Source organism: Micromonospora sp. NPDC048887 (assembly GCF_040649715.1).
In the GTDB taxonomy this organism is placed as follows: domain Bacteria; phylum Actinomycetota; class Actinomycetes; order Mycobacteriales; family Micromonosporaceae; genus Micromonospora.
In genome coordinates, this window is sequence record NZ_JBEZGA010000002.1 from 87,309 (window position 1) to 107,614 (window position 20,306).

Annotated in this window: 18 protein-coding genes; 11 read left to right on the forward strand and 7 right to left on the reverse strand. The window is 72.6% G+C overall.

Annotation, left to right across the window (positions count from 1 at the left end):
* Positions 1–22: 22 nt before the first annotated feature.
* The 4 genes from AB0C17_RS03555 to AB0C17_RS03570 form a co-directional block, all read right to left on the reverse strand.
* Positions 23–898 (reverse strand): metal ABC transporter permease, encoded by an 876-nt coding sequence (locus tag AB0C17_RS03555; RefSeq protein ID WP_357388510.1) that lies wholly within the window; start codon positions 896–898, stop codon positions 23–25.
* Position 899: 1 nt separating this feature from the next.
* Complete coding sequence (locus AB0C17_RS03560; RefSeq protein WP_357388512.1) at positions 900–1,664, reverse strand: metal ABC transporter ATP-binding protein; 765 nt, start codon at positions 1,662–1,664, stop codon at positions 900–902.
* Positions 1,661–2,605 carry a metal ABC transporter substrate-binding protein gene (locus AB0C17_RS03565; protein ID WP_357388514.1) on the reverse strand — a complete coding sequence of 315 codons (945 nt, stop codon included), beginning with the start codon at positions 2,603–2,605 and terminating at the stop codon, positions 1,661–1,663. The genes AB0C17_RS03560 and AB0C17_RS03565 overlap by 4 nt, the downstream gene beginning before the upstream one ends.
* Positions 2,606–2,687: 82 nt before the next feature.
* A complete protein-coding gene (locus tag AB0C17_RS03570; RefSeq protein ID WP_355512794.1) occupies positions 2,688–2,951 on the reverse strand; it encodes a DUF6703 family protein in 264 nt (87 codons plus the stop codon).
* Positions 2,952–2,978: 27 nt separating this feature from the next.
* Here AB0C17_RS03570 and AB0C17_RS03575 point away from each other — a divergent pair, with 27 nt between their 5' ends.
* The 3 genes from AB0C17_RS03575 to AB0C17_RS03585 all read left to right on the forward strand — a co-directional run bounded on the left by AB0C17_RS03575 (position 2,979) and on the right by AB0C17_RS03585 (position 5,381).
* The gene (locus tag AB0C17_RS03575; protein ID WP_357388516.1) at positions 2,979–3,320 is read left to right on the forward strand and encodes an antibiotic biosynthesis monooxygenase family protein; all 342 of its coding nucleotides are present in this window, start codon (positions 2,979–2,981) and stop codon (positions 3,318–3,320) included.
* A gap of 94 nt (positions 3,321–3,414) precedes the next feature.
* A complete protein-coding gene (locus AB0C17_RS03580; protein ID WP_357388531.1) occupies positions 3,415–3,888 on the forward strand; it encodes a hypothetical protein in 474 nt (157 codons plus the stop codon).
* A gap of 113 nt (positions 3,889–4,001) precedes the next feature.
* Positions 4,002–5,381: a glycine--tRNA ligase gene (locus AB0C17_RS03585; protein ID WP_194802327.1), complete on the forward strand. Its 1,380-nt coding sequence runs from the start codon at positions 4,002–4,004 to the stop codon at positions 5,379–5,381.
* Between the two features lie 65 nt (positions 5,382–5,446).
* Here the strand turns inward: AB0C17_RS03585 and AB0C17_RS03590 are convergent, their stop codons facing one another.
* Positions 5,447–6,409 carry a type IV toxin-antitoxin system AbiEi family antitoxin domain-containing protein gene (locus AB0C17_RS03590; protein WP_357388670.1) on the reverse strand — a complete coding sequence of 321 codons (963 nt, stop codon included), beginning with the start codon at positions 6,407–6,409 and terminating at the stop codon, positions 5,447–5,449.
* Positions 6,410–6,587: 178 nt separating this feature from the next.
* Between AB0C17_RS03590 and dusB the strand changes: the two genes are divergently transcribed.
* A complete protein-coding gene (gene dusB, locus AB0C17_RS03595) occupies positions 6,588–7,751 on the forward strand; it encodes a tRNA dihydrouridine synthase DusB (protein ID WP_357476460.1) in 1,164 nt (387 codons plus the stop codon).
* A gap of 55 nt (positions 7,752–7,806) precedes the next feature.
* Here the strand turns inward: dusB and AB0C17_RS03600 are convergent, their stop codons facing one another.
* Both AB0C17_RS03600 and AB0C17_RS03605 read right to left on the reverse strand, forming a co-directional pair.
* Positions 7,807–8,460: a C39 family peptidase gene (locus AB0C17_RS03600; RefSeq protein WP_357476462.1), complete on the reverse strand. Its 654-nt coding sequence runs from the start codon at positions 8,458–8,460 to the stop codon at positions 7,807–7,809.
* Positions 8,461–9,258: 798 nt separating this feature from the next.
* Positions 9,259–11,082, reverse strand: coding sequence for a family 20 glycosylhydrolase (locus AB0C17_RS03605; RefSeq protein WP_357476464.1), 1,824 nt, complete (start codon positions 11,080–11,082; stop codon positions 9,259–9,261).
* 312 nt (positions 11,083–11,394) lie between these two features.
* Between AB0C17_RS03605 and ppdK the strand changes: the two genes are divergently transcribed.
* The 7 genes from ppdK (at position 11,395) to AB0C17_RS03640 (ending at position 20,300) form a co-directional block, all read left to right on the forward strand.
* Positions 11,395–14,103, forward strand: a complete 2,709-nt coding sequence (gene ppdK, locus AB0C17_RS03610) for a pyruvate, phosphate dikinase (protein WP_357388662.1) — start codon at positions 11,395–11,397, stop codon at positions 14,101–14,103.
* A gap of 115 nt (positions 14,104–14,218) precedes the next feature.
* Positions 14,219–14,572 carry a VOC family protein gene (locus tag AB0C17_RS03615; protein WP_357388660.1) on the forward strand — a complete coding sequence of 118 codons (354 nt, stop codon included), beginning with the start codon at positions 14,219–14,221 and terminating at the stop codon, positions 14,570–14,572.
* 57 nt (positions 14,573–14,629) lie between these two features.
* Positions 14,630–15,865, forward strand: coding sequence for a deoxyguanosinetriphosphate triphosphohydrolase (locus AB0C17_RS03620; RefSeq protein WP_357476466.1), 1,236 nt, complete (start codon positions 14,630–14,632; stop codon positions 15,863–15,865).
* Positions 15,866–15,904: 39 nt separating this feature from the next.
* Complete coding sequence (locus AB0C17_RS03625; protein WP_357388656.1) at positions 15,905–16,741, forward strand: siderophore-interacting protein; 837 nt, start codon at positions 15,905–15,907, stop codon at positions 16,739–16,741.
* A 57-nt stretch (positions 16,742–16,798) separates the two neighbouring features.
* A complete protein-coding gene (locus AB0C17_RS03630; protein WP_357388654.1) occupies positions 16,799–18,433 on the forward strand; it encodes a BCCT family transporter in 1,635 nt (544 codons plus the stop codon).
* Positions 18,434–18,477: 44 nt separating this feature from the next.
* Positions 18,478–19,452 carry an ABC transporter ATP-binding protein gene (locus AB0C17_RS03635; protein ID WP_357388652.1) on the forward strand — a complete coding sequence of 325 codons (975 nt, stop codon included), beginning with the start codon at positions 18,478–18,480 and terminating at the stop codon, positions 19,450–19,452.
* Positions 19,449–20,300 (forward strand): ABC transporter permease, encoded by an 852-nt coding sequence (locus tag AB0C17_RS03640; protein ID WP_357388650.1) that lies wholly within the window; start codon positions 19,449–19,451, stop codon positions 20,298–20,300. Before AB0C17_RS03635 ends, AB0C17_RS03640 begins: the two co-directional genes overlap by 4 nt.
* Positions 20,301–20,306 lie beyond the last annotated feature (6 nt).

Here is a 20,306-nt window from a genome sequence, read left to right on the forward strand (position 1 = left end):
AGCTGCGCCGGCGGGCAGGGCCTCATCCCAGCAGCACCTCGTGCTCGGCCGGCTCGGGCGGCGGCGTGGACCGGTCGGCCCGCACCCGCCGCCGCACCGCCCGCAGACCGGCCGCGGCGATCGCCACCAGCAGGAACGAGCCGATCGCCACGATCACCACCGAGGCGCCGGGCGCCGTGTTGGCGGTCGCCGCCACCCAGACGCCGGTGCCGGCGGCGAACACGCCCAGCGCCATGGCCGCCGTCATGGTGGACCGGAAGCCCCGGGTCACCTGCTGCGCGGTGGCCACCGGCACGACCATGAGCGCGCTGATCAGCAGCACCCCGACCGCCCGCATGGCGATGGTCACGGTGACCGCGGTGCCGACGGCGATGACCAGGTTCAGCGTCCGCACCGGCAGGCCGGACACACGCGCGTACTCCTCGTCGTGGCAGACCGCGAACAGCGCCGGGCGCAGCACCAGCATGGTCACCAGCAGCACCGCGCCGAGCACGCCGATGGTGACCAGGTCGCCCGGCGAGGTGGTGGTCAGCGACCCGAACAGGTACGCGTTGAGCGACCCGCTGCTGGCGTCGGAGAGCCCGACCAGCATCACGCCACCGGCGATGCCGCCGTAGAACAGCAACGCCAGCGCGAGGTCGCCGGAGGTGCGCCCGTACGCGCGGACCAGCTCGATCACGATCGCGCCGAGCGTCGCCGCGATCACCGCCACCAGCACGGGGGAGCGGTTGAGCAGCAGTCCCGCGCCGACGCCGGTGAGCGCCACGTGCCCGAGCCCGTCGCCGATCAACGCCAGCCGGCGCTGCACCAGGTAGATGCCGAGCGCCGGGGCGGCCAGCCCGATGATCAGCGCGCCGACCAGGGCGCGGAGCATGAAGTCGTACTGGAAGAGATCCATCTCAGATGCCTGTCCAGAGCCGGGCGGGCTCCTCGTCGCAGTGCGGGTGCACGTGCTCGTGGTCCGGGTCGGCGTGGTGGCCGGCCGGCTCCGGCACCGCGCCGTCGTGGGCGATCCCGCCCTGGTGCACCACCACGGCCCGGCTGATCAGCGGGCGCAACGGGCCCAGCTCGTGGGCGACGAGCAGCACCGTGCCGCCGCCGTCGCGGAACCCGCGCAGCGCCTCGGCGAACGCCTCCTGGCTGGCCGCGTCCACCCCGGCGGTCGGCTCGTCGAGCACCAGCAGCTCCGGCCCGCCGGCCAGGGCGCGGGCGATCAGGGTGCGCTGCTGCTGGCCGCCGGAGAGCGTGGACACCGGGTCACCGGCCCGGTCGGCGAGCCCGACCGCGTCCAGCGCCGCCGTCACCGCCTCCCGGTCCGCGCGCCCGGCGGGCCGCAGTACGCCCCGGCGGGCCAGCCGCCCGGACGCCACCACCTCGCGCACCGTCGCTGGCACTCCGCTGCCCGCGCCGAGCCGCTGCGGCACGTACCCGATGCGGTGCCACTGCCGGAAGCGGCGCTGCGGCGTGCCGAAGAGGGTGACCGACCCGGCGCCGACCGGCACCAGGCCGAGCGCGGCGCGCACGAGCGTCGACTTGCCGGAGCCGTTGGCGCCGAGCACGGCGACCACCTCTCCGGAGGTCACTGTCAACGAGACGTCACGCAGCACCGGGCGGCCGTCGTAGCCGACCGTGGCGTGCGCGATCTCGATCACGGGTGGGGTCATGAGCAGTCCAGAGCGGTTCGCAGGGTCTGCAGGTTGGCGCGCATCGCGGAGAGGTAGTCGCCCTCGGCGGGCGGGCCCTCCAGCGGGTCCAGCATCGCGGTCTTCGCCCCGACCTCGCGCGCGATGGTCTCGGCGACCTTCGGGCTGACCCGGCTCTCGAAGAAGATCGTCCCGGCCTGGTGCTCCCGGGCCTCCTTCGCGACCTCGGTGAGCCGCTGCGGGGACGGCTCGGTCTCCGGAGTGAGCCCGCTGATGCCGATCTGCTCCAGCCCGTAGCGCTCGGTCAGGTAACCGAACGCGGCGTGGCTGGTCACCACCTCCCGGCGCTGGCAGGTGCGCAGGCCGTCGGCGTACTCGGTGTCCAGCTTCGTCAGCTCGGTGCGCAGCGCGCCGGCGCGGGCGGTGTAGTCGGCGGCGTGGTCCGGGTCGGCCTTGCCGAGGCGCTCGGCGAGCCTGTCGCCGATGGTGGCGAGCCGGGTCGGGTCGAGCCAGACGTGCGGGTCCTTGCCGCCGCCCTCGTCGGAGTGCCCGGCCTCGCCGTCGTGGTCGTGGTCGTGCCCGCCGGCGGCGTCCCGCAGCGGCGTGACGCCCGCCACGTCGAACGCGCGGTCACCCCCGTTCTGCTCCACCGCCTCGTCCACCGCCGGCTGGAAGCCGCCGAGGTAGACGACCACGTCGGCGTCGACGATCTGGCCGACCTGCCGCGGGTTGAGTTCCAGGTCGTGCGGCTCGGCGCCGGGCTTGGTCAGGTTGCTGACCGCGACCGTGTCGCCGCCGATCCGCTCGGCCAGGAACTGGAGCGGGTAGAACGCGGCCACCACGCCCACCCGGCCCGGCTCGCTCGCGCCGCCCGTGCCGTCCGCGCAGGCGGTCAGGCCGGCGGTGGCGAGCAGGGCGGTGGCGGCGGCGATCAGGGTACGGCGAGGTGCGCGAACGGTCATGGGCTCAACTGTCCGCGACAACGAAAACTATTGTCAAAAACGCATGATTGCATGTCAGCGCAGGTCAACTCGGCTTCTCCGGTCAGCCGACCATGAGCTTCGCCAGCGCCACCGCGATCAACAAGGTGAGCATCACCAGCCGGAGCAGCCGGGTCGCCGGGGCCTGCACCGGCCAGGTGACGGACATCAGCCAGACCAGCCCGCCGGCCAGCACGAGCAGCAGGACGCCGCCCGCCGGGCCGGGCGCGAAGAGGCCGACAAGCACCAGGGCCAGCACGGCCAGGAACACCGCCGTCGGGTTGAGCCGTGCCAACCGGGACAGCACGGGACTCTGCGTACGCTGCATGCCACAAACTCTACGAGGAGGAACGCCGTGCTGGTCACCAACCGGTTCGTGGTGGAAGCCGAAACGGTGGACGAGTTCACCCGGGAGGCGCACGCCGCGCTGGCCGCGCTCGCCGCCCGCCCCGGCTACCTGCGCGGCGAACTGCTGCGCGCCCTCGACGACCCGGACCACTGGCTCCTGGTCACCGAGTGGGAGTCGGTCGGGGCGTACCGGCGGGCGCTGGGCGGCTTCGACGTCAAGGTCACCGCCGTGCCGTTGCTCGCCCGATCGGTGGACGAGCCGTCGGCGTACGAGACGCTCGCCAGCGCTGCTCCCGAGGGGGAGATCGTCGTCGTCGCCAGCGATCGTGCCGCAGGTCCGTACCGCTGAGTGCCGGGGCACTACCCTGGCGCGTATGACCGCTCCCGGACCGGCCGCGCCACCCCCGCCAGCAGTTCCGCCCGCGCCGCCGGCGGACCCCGGGGTGCCCGCGCCGCCGCAGGGGCCCGGCGTCGCGCCGCCGTTCGCCGCCCCGCCCACAGAGGGCGGGCGGACCCGGCTCTGGCTCGGCCTCGGCGCGGGCGCGCTGGCGGTGCTGATCTGCTGCGGTGGAGGCGGCGCGGCGGTGGTCGGCCTGGCGGTGAGCAACGCCCAGGCGATCGGCGAGCAGGGCCGGGCGGTCACGAACGACTACTACCAGGCGCTCGTGGCCCGGGAGTGGTCGAAGGCGTACGACACGCTCTGCGAGGACATCCGGAGGCAGGAGCCCCGGCGCGAGTTCGAGCGGCGGGTCGCCGCCGAGCCGCAGATCTCCGGCTACCGGGTGGGCGAGGTCGACCTCGCCACGCTCACCGTGCCGGTGGACGTCACGCTCGCCGGCGGCCGGCGGGAGGCGCAGACCGTGACACTCGCGCCGGACCAGCAGTCGGGCGGCGTGGAGGTCTGCGGGGTGAGCTGACCGGCCCCCGGTATTCTGCTGGGCTCGGGACGGACACGGTCGTACCGTTGTCCCGAACAGCCCGGTTCCATCCATCTCAACCGCGCCGACCGCCAGCCGGCGTAGGAGGAAACATGCCAGCCGACCGTATCGACGCCGTCACCAGCCTCGCCAAGCGCCGGGGCTTCGTCTTTCCCTCAAGCGAGATCTACGGGGGCACCCGGTCGGCGTGGGACTACGGTCCGCTCGGCGTCGAGCTGAAGGAGAACGTCCGCCGGCAGTGGTGGCGGACCATGGTGCAGCAACGCGACGACGTCGTCGGCCTCGACTCGGCGGTCATCCTGGCCCGCAAGGTCTGGGAGGCCAGCGGCCACATCGCCGAGTTCGTCGACCCGCTCACCGAGTGCCAGTCCTGCCACAAGCGGTTCCGGGCCGACCACCTGGAAGAGGCGTACGAGGCCAAGCACGGCAAGCCGCTGACCTCGCTGACGGAGCTGAACTGCCCCAACTGCGGCAACAAGGGCACCTTCACCGAGCCGAAGATGTTCAACGGCCTGATGAAGACCTACCTGGGCCCGGTGGAGAGCGACGAGGGCATGCACTACCTGCGCCCGGAGACCGCCCAGGGCATCTTCGTCAACTACAAGAACGTCGAGACGGTCGCCCGCAAGAAGCCGCCGTTCGGCATCGCGCAGACCGGCAAGTCGTTCCGCAACGAGATCACCCCCGGCAACTTCATCTTCCGGACCCGCGAGTTCGAGCAGATGGAAATGGAGTTCTTCGTCGAGCCCGGCACCGACGAGCAGTGGCACGAGTACTGGCTTCAGGAGCGCTGGAACTGGTACCTCGACCTCGGCCTGTCCGAGGAGAACCTGCGCTTCTACGAGCACCCCAAGGAGAAGCTCTCCCACTACTCGAAGCGCACCGTCGACATCGAGTACCGGTTCCGGTTCGGCGGCAGCGAGTTCGCCGAGCTGGAGGGCATCGCCAACCGCACCGACTTCGACCTGTCCACGCACAGCAAGCACTCCGGCGTCGACCTGTCGTACTTCGACCAGGGCAAGGGCGAGCGCTGGATGCCGTACGTGATCGAGCCGGCCGCCGGCCTCACCCGCGCGGTGCTGGCGTTCCTGCTGGAGGCGTACGACGAGGACGAGGCGCCGAACACCAAGGGCGGCGTGGACAAGCGCACCGTCATGCGCTTCGATCCGCGGCTGGCCCCGGTCAAGGTCGCCGTGCTGCCGCTGTCGCGCAACGAGGCGCTGTCGCCGAAGGCCAAGCAGCTCGCCACCGACCTGCGCAAGCGCTGGGTGGTCGAGTTCGACGACTCGCAGGCGATCGGCCGCCGCTACCGCCGGCAGGACGAGATCGGCACACCGTTCTGCGTCACCGTCGACTTCGACACGCTCGACGACAACGCGGTGACCGTCCGCAACCGCGACACCATGGCCCAGGAGCGGGTTTCGCTGGACCAGGTCGAGCGCTACCTGATCGAGCGCCTCCCCGGCTGCTGACCGCGTGTAAGGAAGGGCCCCTTCTTAACGCCTCGCGTAGAGAAGGGGCCCCTTCTTAACACCCCTCATCCGGGGGAGATCGGCTCCGCCCGTACGCCGGTCCCGGCGCCCAGCCCGCGCCGGGCCGCGTACGCGTCCTCCACCGTGCGCCGCACGCGGCCCGGCTCCCTGCGGATCTGCGCCGGCGTGAAGTGCAGGATGAGCACCCCGTAACGGCTCAGCTCGTTGTGCCGGTCCAGCGTCCGCGCCCAGTCGGCCGGGCTGAGGTGGTACTCCCGCGAGTCGACCTCCAGCGCCACCGCGCAGTCGGCGAGGTAGCCGTCCGGCGTCGGCAGGCGGGTGCCGTCGGCCGCCGACAGCCGCGGGTTCCACAGGATCCGGCCGAGCACGCCGCTGCCGCCCAGACACTCCCGCAGCTCCGTCTCCGGCGCGGAGCGGGCCCCGTCGGTGATCTCCGCGAATGCCTTCCGGATCAGGGCGGTGCGGCTGCGCCGGGCCCGGCGGATCTCCGCGTCCAGGCTGTCCAGGTCGGTGAAACCGCGCTGCACGGCCTCCGCCACCGTCGCCCGTACCGGCCGCAGCTGGCGCAGGTCGCGGGCGGCGTCCACGACCGCCCGGGCCGGTGAGCACACCGGGTACAGCGCGGTCCGCCGGGCCCGCGGATCAAGCTCCAGAGCCCGCGCGATCACCGCGTGACCGGCCGAGCGGCGCCGCACGTGGTGCGGCAGGACCAGGTGTACGTCAGTGCTGCGCGGACTGTGCCGGAAGCCGTACCAGACCAGGGCGGCCAGGCCGGTGAGCTGCGCGTCGGCGCCCGCGTAGAGCGCCGCTGAGATGCGCCGTTGCTCGTCGGTGAGGGTGCCGGTGACGAGTGCGTACGTGGCCGGCAGCACGCGCTGCCACAGGCCGCGCCGGGTCTGCCGGTACAGGTACATGTCGTCGTATCCGACGCCGAGCAGCTGCGTCCGCGTGACGATCTGCTGCTGGCGCTCGGCCAGGTCGCTGAGTTCGGGTGGCTGTTCGCGCATGCCCGGCAGCCTGCGGGCTCGACCGCTGCTCCTCCTGCCCGTGCGCCCGGCCTGTGGACAGCCGCCCCGGTTGTGGAGAACGCCCGCCGGACGGGCCGGCTGTGATATGCGCCCTGTTAAAAAGGGGCCCGTGCTCTACCGGAGACGTTAAGAGGGGGCCCTTCCTTACACTTGTGCGGTGACTGCTCCGACGCTGCCCGCGCTGACCATCAGCCCGCACCAGGTGTGGCCGCCGGTGGTGCTCGCGCCGATGGCCGGGATCACAAACGTCGGCTTCCGCCGGCTCTGCCGTGAGCAGGGCGGCGGCATCTACGTCTGCGAGATGATCACCACCCGCGCGCTCGTCGAGCGGAACCCGAAGACGCTGCGCATGATCGCCTTCGGCGCCGAGGAGCACCCCCGCAGCCTCCAGCTCTACGGCACCGACCCGGAGATCACCGCCGCCGCCGTGCGGATCGTGGTCGAGCGCGATCTCGCCGACCACATCGACCTGAACTTCGGCTGCCCTGTGCCCAAGGTGACCCGCCGTGGCGGCGGCTCGGCCCTGCCGTGGCGCCGCCGGCTGTTCGCCCGGCTGGTCAAGGCCGCGGTGGACGCCGCGTCACCCGCCGGTGTGCCGGTCACCGTCAAGATGCGCAAGGGCATCGACGACGACCATCTGACGTACGTCGAGGCGGGGCTGGCGGCCCAGGACGCGGGCGTCGCGGCGGTCGCCCTGCACGGGCGTACGGCCGCGCAGCGCTACTCCGGCACCGCCGACTGGGACGCCATCGCCACGCTCAAGTCGGCGCTCGACGTGCCGGTGCTCGGTAACGGCGACATCTGGGAGGCCGACGACGCGCTGCGGATGGTCGCGCACACCGGCGTGGACGGCGTGGTGATCGGGCGCGGCTGCCTGGGCCGGCCGTGGCTGTTCGCCGACCTGGAGGCCGCGTTCAACGGCAGCGCCGAGCAGCGGCTGCCGAGCCTCGGCGAGGTGGCGGTGACCATGCGCCGGCACGCCGAGCTGCTGGTGGAGCAGTTCGTGGCGGGCGCCCGGAACCCGGCCCGGGGCGAGCGGGACGGCTGCACCGACTTCCGCAAGCACGTCGCCTGGTACCTCAAGGGCTTCCCGATCGGCAGCGAACTGCGCCGCTCACTCGCCATGATCGAGAGCCTGGCGCAGCTGGACGACCTGCTCGGCAAGCTGGACCCGGCCGTACCGTTCCCGGTGGAGAACCTCGGCCAGCCGCGTGGCCGCACCAACTCCCCGGGCAAGGTGTTCCTGCCCGACGGGTGGCTGGCCAGCCGTGACGACGACACCCCGCCGGACGGTGCCGAGCTGGACGACTCCGGCGGCTGACCCGGTCATGCCGAAGGGCCCGACCCCTCGTGGGGGCCGGGCCCTTCGTGTCCGGTCAGGAGCTGTAGCCGCGGCTGGCGATCCAGCGGGCGAGCTCGTCGACGTCCATCCGGTAGGAGGCCTGGTTCGGGTTGGCCGAGTCGGCGATCGTCACGACCTTCCCGGCGTCGCGGTAGCCGACCACGCTGATGTAGTGGCCGCCCTCGAAGGAGTGGGTGTTGCCGTCGGTGTCGGTGGCGGTGCCGGCGATGTTGGCGACCACGGCGCGGCCGTCGTCGACGGTCTTGACCACGTCGGCACGCAGCTTGTCGACCTTGTCCCGGTCGCGGGCCTTGTCCACGGGGATCTCGGTGGACTTGTAGACGTCCTTACCGGTCTCCTTGTTCAGCACCGGGGTGATGTCGTTGATGCTGTCGGTGCCGGACTCGGTGGTGCCCATCTCCTTGGCCATGGCGTGCACGTCGATGTTCTTGCCCTGCACGCTCAGGGCGTTACGGGCGGCGGCGGGGCCGCAGAAGTAGAAGTTGGGCTGCGCCTCGTAGCGCACGTCCAGCTCCCGCTCGCCGTGCTTGCGGTCGTTGGTGACGACCTGGGCGGCGCGCTCGGCCGGGGTGGCCTGGGCGGCGATGGCGGGACCGGCGATGCCACCAGCGGTGGCGGCGATACCGGCGACGGTCAGAGCGGTCTTACGCAGCAGAGTGGTAGCCATGATCAGTTGCCTCTCTGTCGGGGGTACGACGGCAATGGGGGATGCCGCGAATAGAGATCAGGTGGCCCGGTGTGTGCGTCGGGCCGGTGGCTCGCTCGGGCGGCCAGGGGGACGGCCTGCTCCGGCGGCTCGGGGATGTAACGACCGGGACCCGGGGTCATTCCCGGCGCGCGTCGCCCGGTCTTACTGCTCGACAGGCGCTGTCGGCCTGCTCCGGCGGCGGGATCCGTCGGCCTGCTCGACGGCCCGGTGATGTAACGACCGGCGTCCCGGCCTGATTCCCGGACCGAGGGGCGGGGCGGTCGGCGGGTGCGGCGCGGTCTGCCATGTACAACGCCCCGCACCCACCCCCGATTCCACCCGACCGGTGACCCCGACCACCCCGATTCCGGACACCAACCCCGTCGAGGCTGCCCCGGGCTCCGCCCCCGCCGCCCAAGGGCTCCCTCCCTCCCTCCCTCCCTCCCCCCACCCCGGTGATCAAGGAGTTTGTGTCCGGCGTGCGGCCTCGAACGGACACAAAATCCTTGATCACCGGACCGATGGGGGTGAGTCGTGATGGTGCCGAATGTCGGTTTCTGGGATGGGTGGGTTCGAGATATTGGTAGATCGGCGCCCCTCTGGCGGCCGTTTCGTACCACGATCTGCGATCGGGGTGGGAGCGCGCGTTGGCGAGGGGTGGCTGGACGCGGCGCTTCGGGGATGGGGCGTCGATCATGAAGTTGGTGGCGTTTGTGCCTGGTTTGTCCCCGTCTACTTCATGATCGATCGGCTTGGGGTCGGCGGGGCCGGGGGCGGTTAGGGGGTGGTGGTTGGGGTGGGGGTGGGCTGGGTGGGGATGTGGGGGGCGGTTGAGGGCCAGGGGATCTCGGGGGAGGGGTGGAAAGTGATGCCGGCAGCCGCCCAGCGTGGGCCGTGGCCGGCGAGCCGGCTGCGGAACCGGGACCAGTCGTGCGTCTCGCGCGGCGACCAGCCCAGTTCGGCGACGGCGGGCAGGCGCGGGAAGAGCATGTACTCGACCTCTGCCGGCGTCGAGACCGACTCGGTCCAGAGCGGCGCCTCCACGCCCAGCACGGCCTCTGCCGGTACGCCCCGAACATGGGTGCCCGGATCCCACTCGTACGCCCGGCGCACGTCGATCAGACCGGCCCAGTCGTGCCCGATCGGGGTGTCCGGGGCGTACTTCATGTCCAGGTACGCGTGGTTGCCGGGGGAGAGGATCAGCCGGGCGCCCCGGCGTACCGCGTCGGCGGTCTCCGGGTCGTCGCCGTTCGTGCCCCACCACTGCAGGACGCGCCCGTCGACGTGCTCGGCCGGGGCGAGCTGGTGCCAGCCGACGACGGTCTTGCCGGTGGCGGCGACCAGCCGCTGCGCCCGCGCCACGAAGGCGCGGTAGCTGTCGGCCGGCACCTTGAACGCCTCGTCGCCGCCGAGGTGCAGCCACGGCCCGGGCGTCAGCGCGGCCACCTCGCCGACCACGTCCGCGACGAAGTCGTACGTCCGCTCGTCGGCGGGGTCGACGTAGCTGAACCCGACCTCGGTGCCGGTGTACGGCGGCGGCCCGATCTTGCCGGGTGCCAGTTCGGGGTACGCGACGAGCGCCGCGTTGGTGTGGCCCGGCAGGTCGATCTCGGGCACCACTGTCACGTGGCGGCGGGCGGCGTACGCGACGACGCGGCGGTAGTCGTCACGGGTGTACCAGCCGCCCGGGCCGCCGCCGACCTCGGTCGCGCCGCCGACCTCGGCGAGCCGGGGCCAGGAGTCGACCGCGATCCGCCAGCCCTGGTCGTCGGTGAGGTGCAGGTGCAGGTGGTTGAGCTTGTAGCGGGCCAGGTGGTCGACCACCCGCAGGACGTCCTCGACGCCGAAGAAGTGGCGGGCGACGTCGAGCATGGCGCCCCGGTAGGGGAAGCGCGGCCGGTCGACGATGGTGCCGCCGGGCACCGCCCAGCGCGCGGCGACAGCGGTCGGGCTCTCGATCGGCGCGGGTAGCAGCTGCCGCAGCGTCTGCGCCCCGTGGAACAGCCCGGCCGGGTTGACGGCGGTGATCCGCACGCCGTCGGCGGTCACGTCGAGCCGGTAGCCCTCGTCGCCGAGGGCTGCGCCGTCCGGCTCGCCGGAGCCTGTCGCCGCCTCGGGACCGGGAGCCGCCGGCGACAGCGTGAGCGTCAGCGGGCCGCCCTCGGGGGCGTCGGCGACCGGGAGCGGGAAGCCGGTGGCCGGGCGCAGCCAGGCGGCGAGCTGTTCGGCCACGTCCCGGCCGGCGGGACTGACCCGCAGCACCGCGTCCGCGCTCAGGGTGAAGTCCGCCGCCGGGTCCGGGACCACCCGCTCGGGCGCCGGCACCACGTCGTCGAGACGGACCGGCGCCGCTGCGGCGAGCGCGCCGTCGGCCCGGCTCGCGGCGACCCGCGCCAACTCGGCGGCGGGTGCCGGCACGCCGGGCAGCCCTGCATCCGCCGCGACGTCGGCCGACGGTCCCGCATCGGCGGATGCCGCGACGCCGGCGGGGGCCGCCGCGCCGGACGGCGACATCGCGGGTACGTCACCGGAAGACGTGCTGGCAGGACGGGTGGCGGTCGGCTCCGGACCGGTCTCCGGGGCGGTGGGGGTGGTCGGCACGGCGACAGCTCCGAGGGGTGTATTCGCGCGGGATATGGCAAAGGTGAGGATCCGCGAGACGCAGTGACGTCAAGAGTACGAGAGGAAGCGGAATTGCGTGATCGTGCTCGTGGAAGCGTTCCCAAAAACCCGTACGAACGCGGATTGTGGTGACCGTTGTGCCGAAAGTCACCGAACGCTCCCAGGTTTCGCGAAGTTCGCCTAGCCTTCGGCCCACCGACGCTGACGAGCCGGGATTACCGGTGGTCACTACCGGGGTATGTCCGAACTGAACCTTCGTTAAGTGTCAATGGCGCGCGTGGGAGGGCTCTGGTGGCAGCGCACGATTCGGTCGAGCAGAAGTACGTCTACGACTTCGCCGAGGGCAACAAGGATCTCAAGGATCTGCTCGGCGGCAAGGGGGCCAACCTGGCCGAGATGACGAACCTCGGCCTGCCGGTCCCGCCCGGCTTCACGATCACCACCGAGGCCTGCAAGGCGTACCTGACGACCGGGCGCGAGCCGGACGGCCTGGCCGCGCAGATCGAGGCGCACCTGGAGTCGCTGGAACGCGAGATGGGCCGGCGCCTCGGCGACCCGGACGACCCGCTGCTGGTCTCGGTACGCTCCGGCGCCAAGTTCTCCATGCCGGGCATGATGGAGACCGTCCTCAACGTGGGCCTCAACGACCGCAGCGTGGTCGGCCTGAGCAACCAAGCGGGTGGGAACGACAGGTTCGCCTGGGACTCCTACCGCCGCCTGATCCAGATGTTCGGCAAGACGGTCTGCGAGGTGCCGGGCGAGGAGTTCGAGCACGCGCTGGACGAGATCAAGCATGCCAAGGGCACGCACAACGACCTCGACCTGGACGCCGACGACCTGCGCGGGCTGGTCGACGCGTACAAGAAGATCTTCGCCAAGCACACCGGCCGCGAGTTCCCGCAGGAGCCGCGCGAGCAGCTCGACCTCGCCATCCGCGCGGTCTTCGACTCGTGGAACGCGGAGCGGGCGATCCTCTACCGCCGCCAGGAGCGCATCCCTGCCGACCTGGGCACCGCCGTCAACGTGGTGGCGATGGTGTTCGGCAACCTCGGTCCCGACTCCGGCACCGGCGTCGCGTTCACCCGCGACCCGGGCAGCGGCGCGCAGGGCATCTACGGCGACTACCTGGCCAACGCCCAGGGCGAGGACGTGGTGGCCGGCATCCGCAACACCGTGCCGTTGCAGGAGCTGGAGCAGCTCGACAAGACCTCCTACGACCAGCTGCTCGGCATCATGGCCCGGCTGGAGGAGCACTACAAGGACCTCTGCGACATCGAGTTCACCATCGAGCGCGGCAAGCTCTGGATGCTGCAGACCCGGGTCGGCAAGCGCACCGCCGCCGCCGCGTTCGTCATCGCCGGGCAGCTCGTCGACGAGGGCCTGATCGACCTGGACGAGGCGCTGCACCGGGTCAACGGCGCGCAGCTCGCCCAGCTGATGTTCCCGCGCTTCCAGCTCGACCACGGGTTCGAGGCGGTGGCCAAGGGCATCGGCGCCTCACCGGGCGCCGCGTCCGGCAAGGTCGTCTTCACCTCGGCCCGGGCGGTCGAGCTGGCCGCCGAGGGCGAGGCGGTGATCCTGGTCCGCCGGGAGACCAACCCGGACGATCTCAACGGCATGATCGCCGCCAAGGGCATCCTCACCTCCCGGGGCGGCAAGACCAGCCACGCCGCCGTGGTGGCCCGCGGCATGGGCAAGACCTGCGTCTCCGGCGCCGACGAGCTGGACGTGAACGTGCCGGCGAAGAAGTTCACAGTGGGCGGGCACGTGGTGAACGAGGGCGACGTGATCTCGGTCGACGGCACCACCGGCAAGGTCTACCTCGGCGAGGTGCCGGTCATGCCGTCCGAGGTGGTGCAGTACTTCGAGGGCGAACTCGACCCGGAGGACGTCGACGACGCGCTGGTCCGCGCCGTACACCGGATCATGACGCACGCCGACGCCACGCGGCGGCTGCGGGTACGCACGAACGCCGACACCGGCGCGGACGCGGCCCGGGCGCGGCGCTTCGGCGCCGAGGGCATCGGCCTGTGCCGCACCGAGCACATGTTCCTCGGCGACCGGCGCGAACTGGTCGAGCGGCTCATCCTGGCCTCCGGCCCGCAGGAGCGGGAGGACGCGCTCGCGGCGCTGCTGCCGCTGCAGCGGGCCGACTTCATCGAGATCTTCCGCGAGATGGACGGCCTGCCCGTCACCGTGCGGCTGATCGACCCGCCGCTGCACGAGTTCCTGCCCCCGCTGGAGCAGCTCGCGGTGAACGTCGCGGTGGCCCAGGAGCGCGGCGAGGACGTCGCCAAGGAGGAGGCGCTGCTCGCCGCCGTGCGGCGGATGCACGAGGAGAACCCGATGCTGGGCCTGCGCGGCGTCCGGCTCGGCCTGGTCATCCCGGGCCTGTTCGCCATGCAGGTCCGCGCGATCTCCGAGGCCGCCGTCGCTGTCGTCCGCGACGGCGGCAAGGCCTGCCCGGAGATCATGGTGCCGCTGGTCGGCGCCGTGCAGGAGCTGGAGACGGTACGCACCGAGGCCGAGCGGATCATCGCCGAGGTGGTCGGGGACAGCGGCGTCGAGGTGCTGATCGGCACGATGATCGAGGTGCCCCGGGCGGCGCTGACCGCCGGGCAGATCGCCGAGGCGGCCGAGTTCTTCTCCTTCGGCACCAACGACCTGACCCAGATGGGCTGGGGCTTCTCCCGCGACGACGTGGAGGGCGCGTTCTTCTGGCGCTACCTGGAGCTGGGCATCTTCGGCATCTCGCCGTTCGAGTCGATCGACGCCGACGGCGTCGGCCGGCTGGTGCGCATCGCCGCCGAGGAGGGCCGGGCGGCCCGGCCGGGGCTGAAGCTCGGCGTCTGCGGCGAGCACGGTGGCGACCCGGACTCGGTGCACTTCTTCCACTCCGTCGGCCTGGACTACGTCTCCTGCTCGCCGTTCCGGGTGCCGGTGGCCCGGCTGGAGGCCGGTCGCGCAGCCATCACCACCACCGGTTCGGACTCCCGCTGAGGAGGCGCGGGGCCGCCGGTGTTCGCCGGCGGCCCCGCGTACGCCCGACGCGCCTTTCCGGTCTCCTCGGCGTAACCTGAGCTTCCGCCACGTGTCGATCAGGAGGGGTGGGCGCATGACCGCCGTCTGGGAGAACCTGACCATCGACGCCCGGGACCCGTCCCGGCTCGCCAGTTGGTGGGCGGAGGCGCTCGGCTATCAGGTGATCACCGACAAGCCGGACGAGGTGGAGATCCGCCGCACGCCCGACACCTCACCCGGTCTCGTCTTCGTCCCGGTCGCCGGGCCGAAGGAGGGAAAGAACCGGCTGCACATCGACCTGCGACCGGCCGACATGGAGGCCGAGGTGGAGCGCCTCGTCGACATGGGCGCGCGGCACGTCGACATCGGCCAGGGAGACGTGGAGTGGACGGTGCTCGCCGACCCGGAGGGCAACGAGTTCTGCGTGTTGCGGGAGCGCGAGGGGTGAGCCGGTTTTGCGAGCCCCGCAGTCGCGACCTCCGGCCGTTGCGCCAACGCGGCAGCGGTGACCGGGGCTGACGACGCGGCGCGGCTGGTCGGCGAGGCGCCCAAGGACACCGGGTACGGCCGGTCGCCGTTCGAGCGGGACCGCGCCCGCGTGCTGCACTCGGCGGCGTTCCGCCGGCTCGCCGCGAAGACACAGGTGCACGTCGCCGGGACGAACGACTTCCTGCGTACCCGGCTGACCCACTCGCTGGAGGTCGCGCAGATCGCCCGCGAGATGGGCGCCCGGCTGGGCTGCGACCCGGACGTGGTGGACACCGCCGGGCTGGCGCACGACCTGGGCCACCCGCCGTTCGGGCACAACGGGGAGTACGCGCTGGACGAGCTGGCCGCCTCCTGCGGCGGCTTCGAGGGCAACGCGCAGACGCTGCGGGTCCTCACCCGGCTGGAGGCGAAGGTGTTCGCCCCGGACGGGCGCTCGGCCGGGCTGAACCTGACCCGGGCCGGGCTGGACGCGGTGAGCAAGTACCCGTGGCCCCGCCGGCCCGGCGAACGCAAGTTCGGCGTGTACGCCGACGACCGCCCGGTCTTCGACTGGCTGCGCGAGGGCGCCCCGCCCGGCGACCGGCGCTGCCTGGAGGCCCAGGTGATGGACTGGGCCGACGACGTGGCGTACTCGGTGCACGACGTCGAGGACGGCATCCACGGCGGGTACGTCGACCTGCGCCCGCTGCTGGCCGACCCGGACGAGCGGCGGGCGCTCTGCGCCGACGTGGCGGCCACCTACTCCGGTGAGGCGCCGGAGGACCTGGGTGAGGTGCTGGGCGAGCTGCTCGCCGATCCGGTGCTCGCCCCGCTGGCGGCGTACGACGGCAGCCACCGTGCCCTCGCCGCCCTGAAGGCCACCACGAGCGTGCTCACCGGCCGGTTCGTCGCCGCGGTGGTGGCCGCCACCCAGCAGCGCCACGGTCCCGGCCCGCACCGCCGCTACCAGGCCGACCTGGTGGTGCCGCGCCGGATCCGGGCGCAGTGCGCGCTGCTCAAGGGCGTGGCGCTGCGGTACGTGATGCGCCGCCCCGGCGCGGAGGAGCGCTACGCGCGGCAGCGGGACGTGCTGGCCGGGCTGGTCGCGGCGCTGCTGGACCGGGCGCCGGACGGGCTGGACCCGATGTTCGCGCCGCTGTGGCGGGACGCGCCGGACGACGCCGCGCGGCTGCGCGTGGTGATCGACCAGGTCGTCTCGCTCACCGATCCGGCCGCGCTGGCCTGGCACGCCCGCCTGGTGCCACCGAGCTGACGGAGCCGCCGACGCGGCGCTTAGGCTAGCCTAAGCGTTATGACGGACCGCCCGAAGAAGCTCACCGCCGCCACGGTCGTCCGGACCACGCGGCCCACCCCGCACCTGATCCGCCTCGTGCTGGGGGGTCCGGAGCTGGCCGGGCTGCCGGTGGGCGCGTACACCGACCACTACGTGAAGTTCGCCTTTCCGCCGGCCGGGGTGAGCTACCCGGACCCGGTCGACCTGGCGACGATCAAGCGGGAGTTCCCGGCGGAGCAGTGGCCGCGCCTGCGCGCGTACACGGTGCGGGCCTGGGACGCCGCGGCCGGTGAGATGACTGTGGACGTGGTGCACCACGGCGACGAGGGTCTGGCCGGGCCGTGGGCGGCGGCGTTGCGCCCCGGCGACCGGGTGTTGTTCACCGGGCCGGGCGGCGCGTACGCGCCGGACCCGGTGGCCGACTGGCACCTGCTGGCCGGCGACGAGAGCGCGCTGCCCGCCATCGCCGCCGCCCTGGAACGCCTGCCCGCCGGGGCCCGCGCGACGGTGTACGTCGAGGTGGACGGTCCGCCCGACGAGCTGCCGCTGGACAGCGCCGCCACCGTCGACCTGCGCTGGCTGCACCGGGCCGGGCGCCCGTACGGCGAGCCGCTGGTCGAGGCGGTCCGGGCGCTGGAGTTCCCGCCCGGCCGGGTGCACGCGTTCGTGCACGGCGAGGCCGGGGCGGTCAAGGAGCTGCGGCGGCTGCTGCGGGTCGAGCGCGGCGTGCCCCGGGGTGACCTGTCCATCTCCGGCTACTGGCGGCGGGGCATGGACGACGAGGGCTGGCGGTCGACCAAGCCGGCCTGGAACGCCGCCGTGGAGGCCGAGGAGGCCGCCACCGTCGCTGCCTGACCGGCGTCCTGCGGCGTTCCGGCCCGCCGATACGGCCGGTCCGCCCACGATGAGGGCATGACGGGACGGATGGGGCAACGGCCCGCGACCCAGCCGGTCGACCGGGTGGTGCTCGGGGTCGGGGTCGCCGGTGTGGTCGCCGTGGTGCTGTGGGGCGTGCTCGCCAGGGGTTCACTGGCCCGCTTCGGCGAGTCCGGCCTGGCCTGGACCGTGGGCACCTTCGGCTGGTTCTTCGTGGTCGCGGCCGACGCGTTCCTGGTGCTGGCGGTGGTGATCGCCGCCACCCGGTTCGGCCGGATCCGGCTGGGCGCCGACGACGACGAGCCGGAGTTCGACACGCTGGCCTGGATCGCCATGATGTTCAGTGCCGGCATGGGCATCGGCCTGGTGTTCTTCGCCGTCGCCGAACCGATCCAGCACTACGCCGCGCCGCCGCCGGCCTCCGGGGTCGAGCCGCAGACCGGGGCCGCCGCCGCGACGGCCATGCAGTACACGCTCTTCCACTGGACGCTGCACCCGTGGGGCATCTACGCGATCGCGGCGCTGGCACTGGCCTACTCGACGTTCCGCAAGGGGCGGGGCAACCGCATCTCGTCCGCGTTCGCACCGCTGCTCGGCGACCGGACCGACGGTCCGATCGGTCGCGCGATCGACCTGCTCGCCGTCTTCGCCACCGTGTTCGGCTCCGCGACCAGTCTCGGCCTGGGCGCGCTCCAGGTGGCGGCCGGCCTCGACCTGGTGGCCGGCGTGCCGGACAGCCGGGCCGTCGAGTTGACGATCATCGGCGCGCTCACGCTCGCGTTTGTCGTGTCCGCCTTCTCCGGCCTGCACCGGGGCGTCAAGTGGCTCTCCACCACGAACGTCCTGATCGCTGTCGTGCTGATGCTGTTCGTGTTCGTGGTCGGTCCGACCGTCTACACGCTGGAGGTGCTGCCGGCCTCGATCGGTGACTACCTGAGCGGCCTGGTGCGGATGTCGACGCGGACCGGCGCGTTCTCCGACCCGGGCTGGCTGGGCTCGTGGACCATCTTCTACTGGGCGTGGTGGATCTCCTGGGCACCGTTCGTGGGCACGTTCATCGCCCGCATCTCGCGCGGCCGTACGGTCCGGCAGTTCCTGATCGGGGTGCTGCTGGTGCCCAGCGGTGCCAGCGCCGTCTGGTTCGCGATCATGGGCGGCACCGCGTTGCGTACCCAGACCACCGGCACCCGTGACCTGGTCGCGGATGTGGGTGCCAGCTCGGAGCAGGCGCTGTTCGGGCTGCTCGACGCGCTGCCGCTGGCCACGCTGACGAGCGTGCTCGCCATGGTGCTGATCGGGCTCTACTTCGTCACCAGCGCCGACTCCGCGTCCCTGGTGCTGGGCTCGCTCAGCTCGCGGGGCGCGCTGCGGCCGCACCGCGGGGTGGTGGTGCTCTGGGGCGTGCTGATCGGCGCGGTGGCGGGGGCGTTGCTGCTGGCCGGAGGTCTGGCCGCGTTGCAGCAGGCGACCATCCTGGTCGCGTTGCCGTTCGTCGTGGTGATGCTGGGCCTGGCCGTGGCGGTCGTGCGGGAGATGGCTGTCGATCCGATGATCCGCCCCGGGCCTCCGCCCCGCCGCTCCGGCCTGGCCGCGGCGGTCCGGGCGGCGCGGTCGTACGAGGAGGAGGATCCGGCCCCCGTCACGAGATGGTTCCATCGCCCTCGCCGTTGAGTGGGGATACCTCGATTTATAGTAGAGATGCTACATTCCGAGGTATGACTGCGGTCGAACTCCCTGGGGCCGTCGCGTCCCCCCGACCGCCCGACGAGGATCTCGTCCTCGACGTGCGGGATCTGCGTATGCGCTACGGCGCCGTCGACGTGCTGCACGGCGTCGACCTGACCGCCCGGCGGGGCGAGGTGGTGGCGCTGCTCGGGCCCAACGGCGCCGGCAAGACCACCACCATCGAGATCCTCGAAGGCTTCCGGCTGCCCTCGGCCGGCACGGTGCGCGTGCTCGGCACCGACCCCGCACGCGGCGACGAGCGGTGGCGCGCGCGGCTGGGCGTGGTGCTCCAGTCCTGGCGCGACCACGGCAAGTGGCGGGTGCGGGAGCTGCTCGCCCACCTCGGCGACTTCTACGCGCCCTACGCCACCGACCGGATCCCGCGCCCGTGGCCGGTCGACGACCTGCTGGACACCGTCGGGCTGAGCGCGCACGCCGGCAGCCGGGTGGCCCGGCTCTCCGGCGGCCAGCGCCGCCGCCTCGACGTCGCGGTCGGCATCGTCGGCCGGCCGGAACTGCTCTTCCTCGACGAGCCCACCGTCGGCTTCGACCCGGCCGCCCGGCGCGAATTCCACGAGCTGGTGCACCGGCTGGCCGACCTGGACGAGACCACGATCGTGCTGACCACGCACGACCTGGCCGAGGCGGAGAAGCTGGCCGACCGCATCCTCATCCTGGCCGGCGGCCGGATCATCGCCGAGGGCTCACCCGACCAGCTCGCCCGGCGCGTCGCCGGGGACGCCGAGGTGCGCTGGACCCGTGACGGCGAGCGGTACGTGCACGCCACGCCCGACGCCACCGCGTTCCTGCGCGACCTGCTCCGCGAGCACGGCGACCGGATACGCGAGCTGGAGGTGCGCCGGGCCACCCTGGAGGACGCGTACCTGACCCTGGTGCACGAGGAGGAGACGGGTATCCGTACCGGCCGGGCCGAGCGGGTGTGGCAGCAGGAGGCGAACCGATGAACCCGACCACGAACGCGCTGCGGGCCGGGCTGCGGCGCGGCGTCATCGAGCTGCGCGCGACGTTCACCAACGGCCAGGATCTGTGGACCTACTTCTTCCCCACCGTGGTGCTGCTGGTCGCCGTGTTCTGGATGCGCGGCTCGACCGTGCCCGGCACCGACTTCTCCCTCGGTGCCCGTACGCTGCCCAGCGCGCTCGGCATGGGCCTGCTCTTCGGCGGCCTGCTCGGGTTGGCCAACCAGCTCGTCATCGACCGGGAGGACGGCACGCTGCTGCGCGCCAAGGCGATCCCGGACGGCATGCTCGGCTACCTGGTCGGCAAGATCGTGCTGGTCTCGGCGGTCTCGCTGATCGGCGTGGCCATCCAGCTCACGCCCGGCCTGTTCTTCCTGGACGGCCTGCGACTCGGTGACCCGGGCGCGTGGCTCACGCTGGCCTGGGTGGTGCCGCTCGGGCTGGTGGCGACGCTGCCGCTGGGCGCGGTGATCGGCTCGCTGATCGACAACCCGCGCAACATGGGCCTGGTGGTGATGCCGATCTTCGGTCTGATCGCGCTGTCCGGCATCTTCTATCCGATCAACGGCCTGCCCGGTTGGGTGCAGGGCATCGCCCAGGTCTTCCCGCTCTACTGGCTAGGCTTGGGCATGCGCTCGGCGCTGCTCCCGGCCGACCTGGCGGCTGTCGAACTCGGCGGCTCCTGGCGGCACCTGGAGACGCTCGGGGTGCTCGGCGCCTGGGCGGTGCTCGGGCTGGTGCTGGCCCCTGTGGTGCTGCGCCGGATGGCCCGCCGGGAGTCCGGCTCGCGGGTCGCCGCCCGGCGGGAACGGGCCATGCAGCGGGTCGGATGAGAGGGC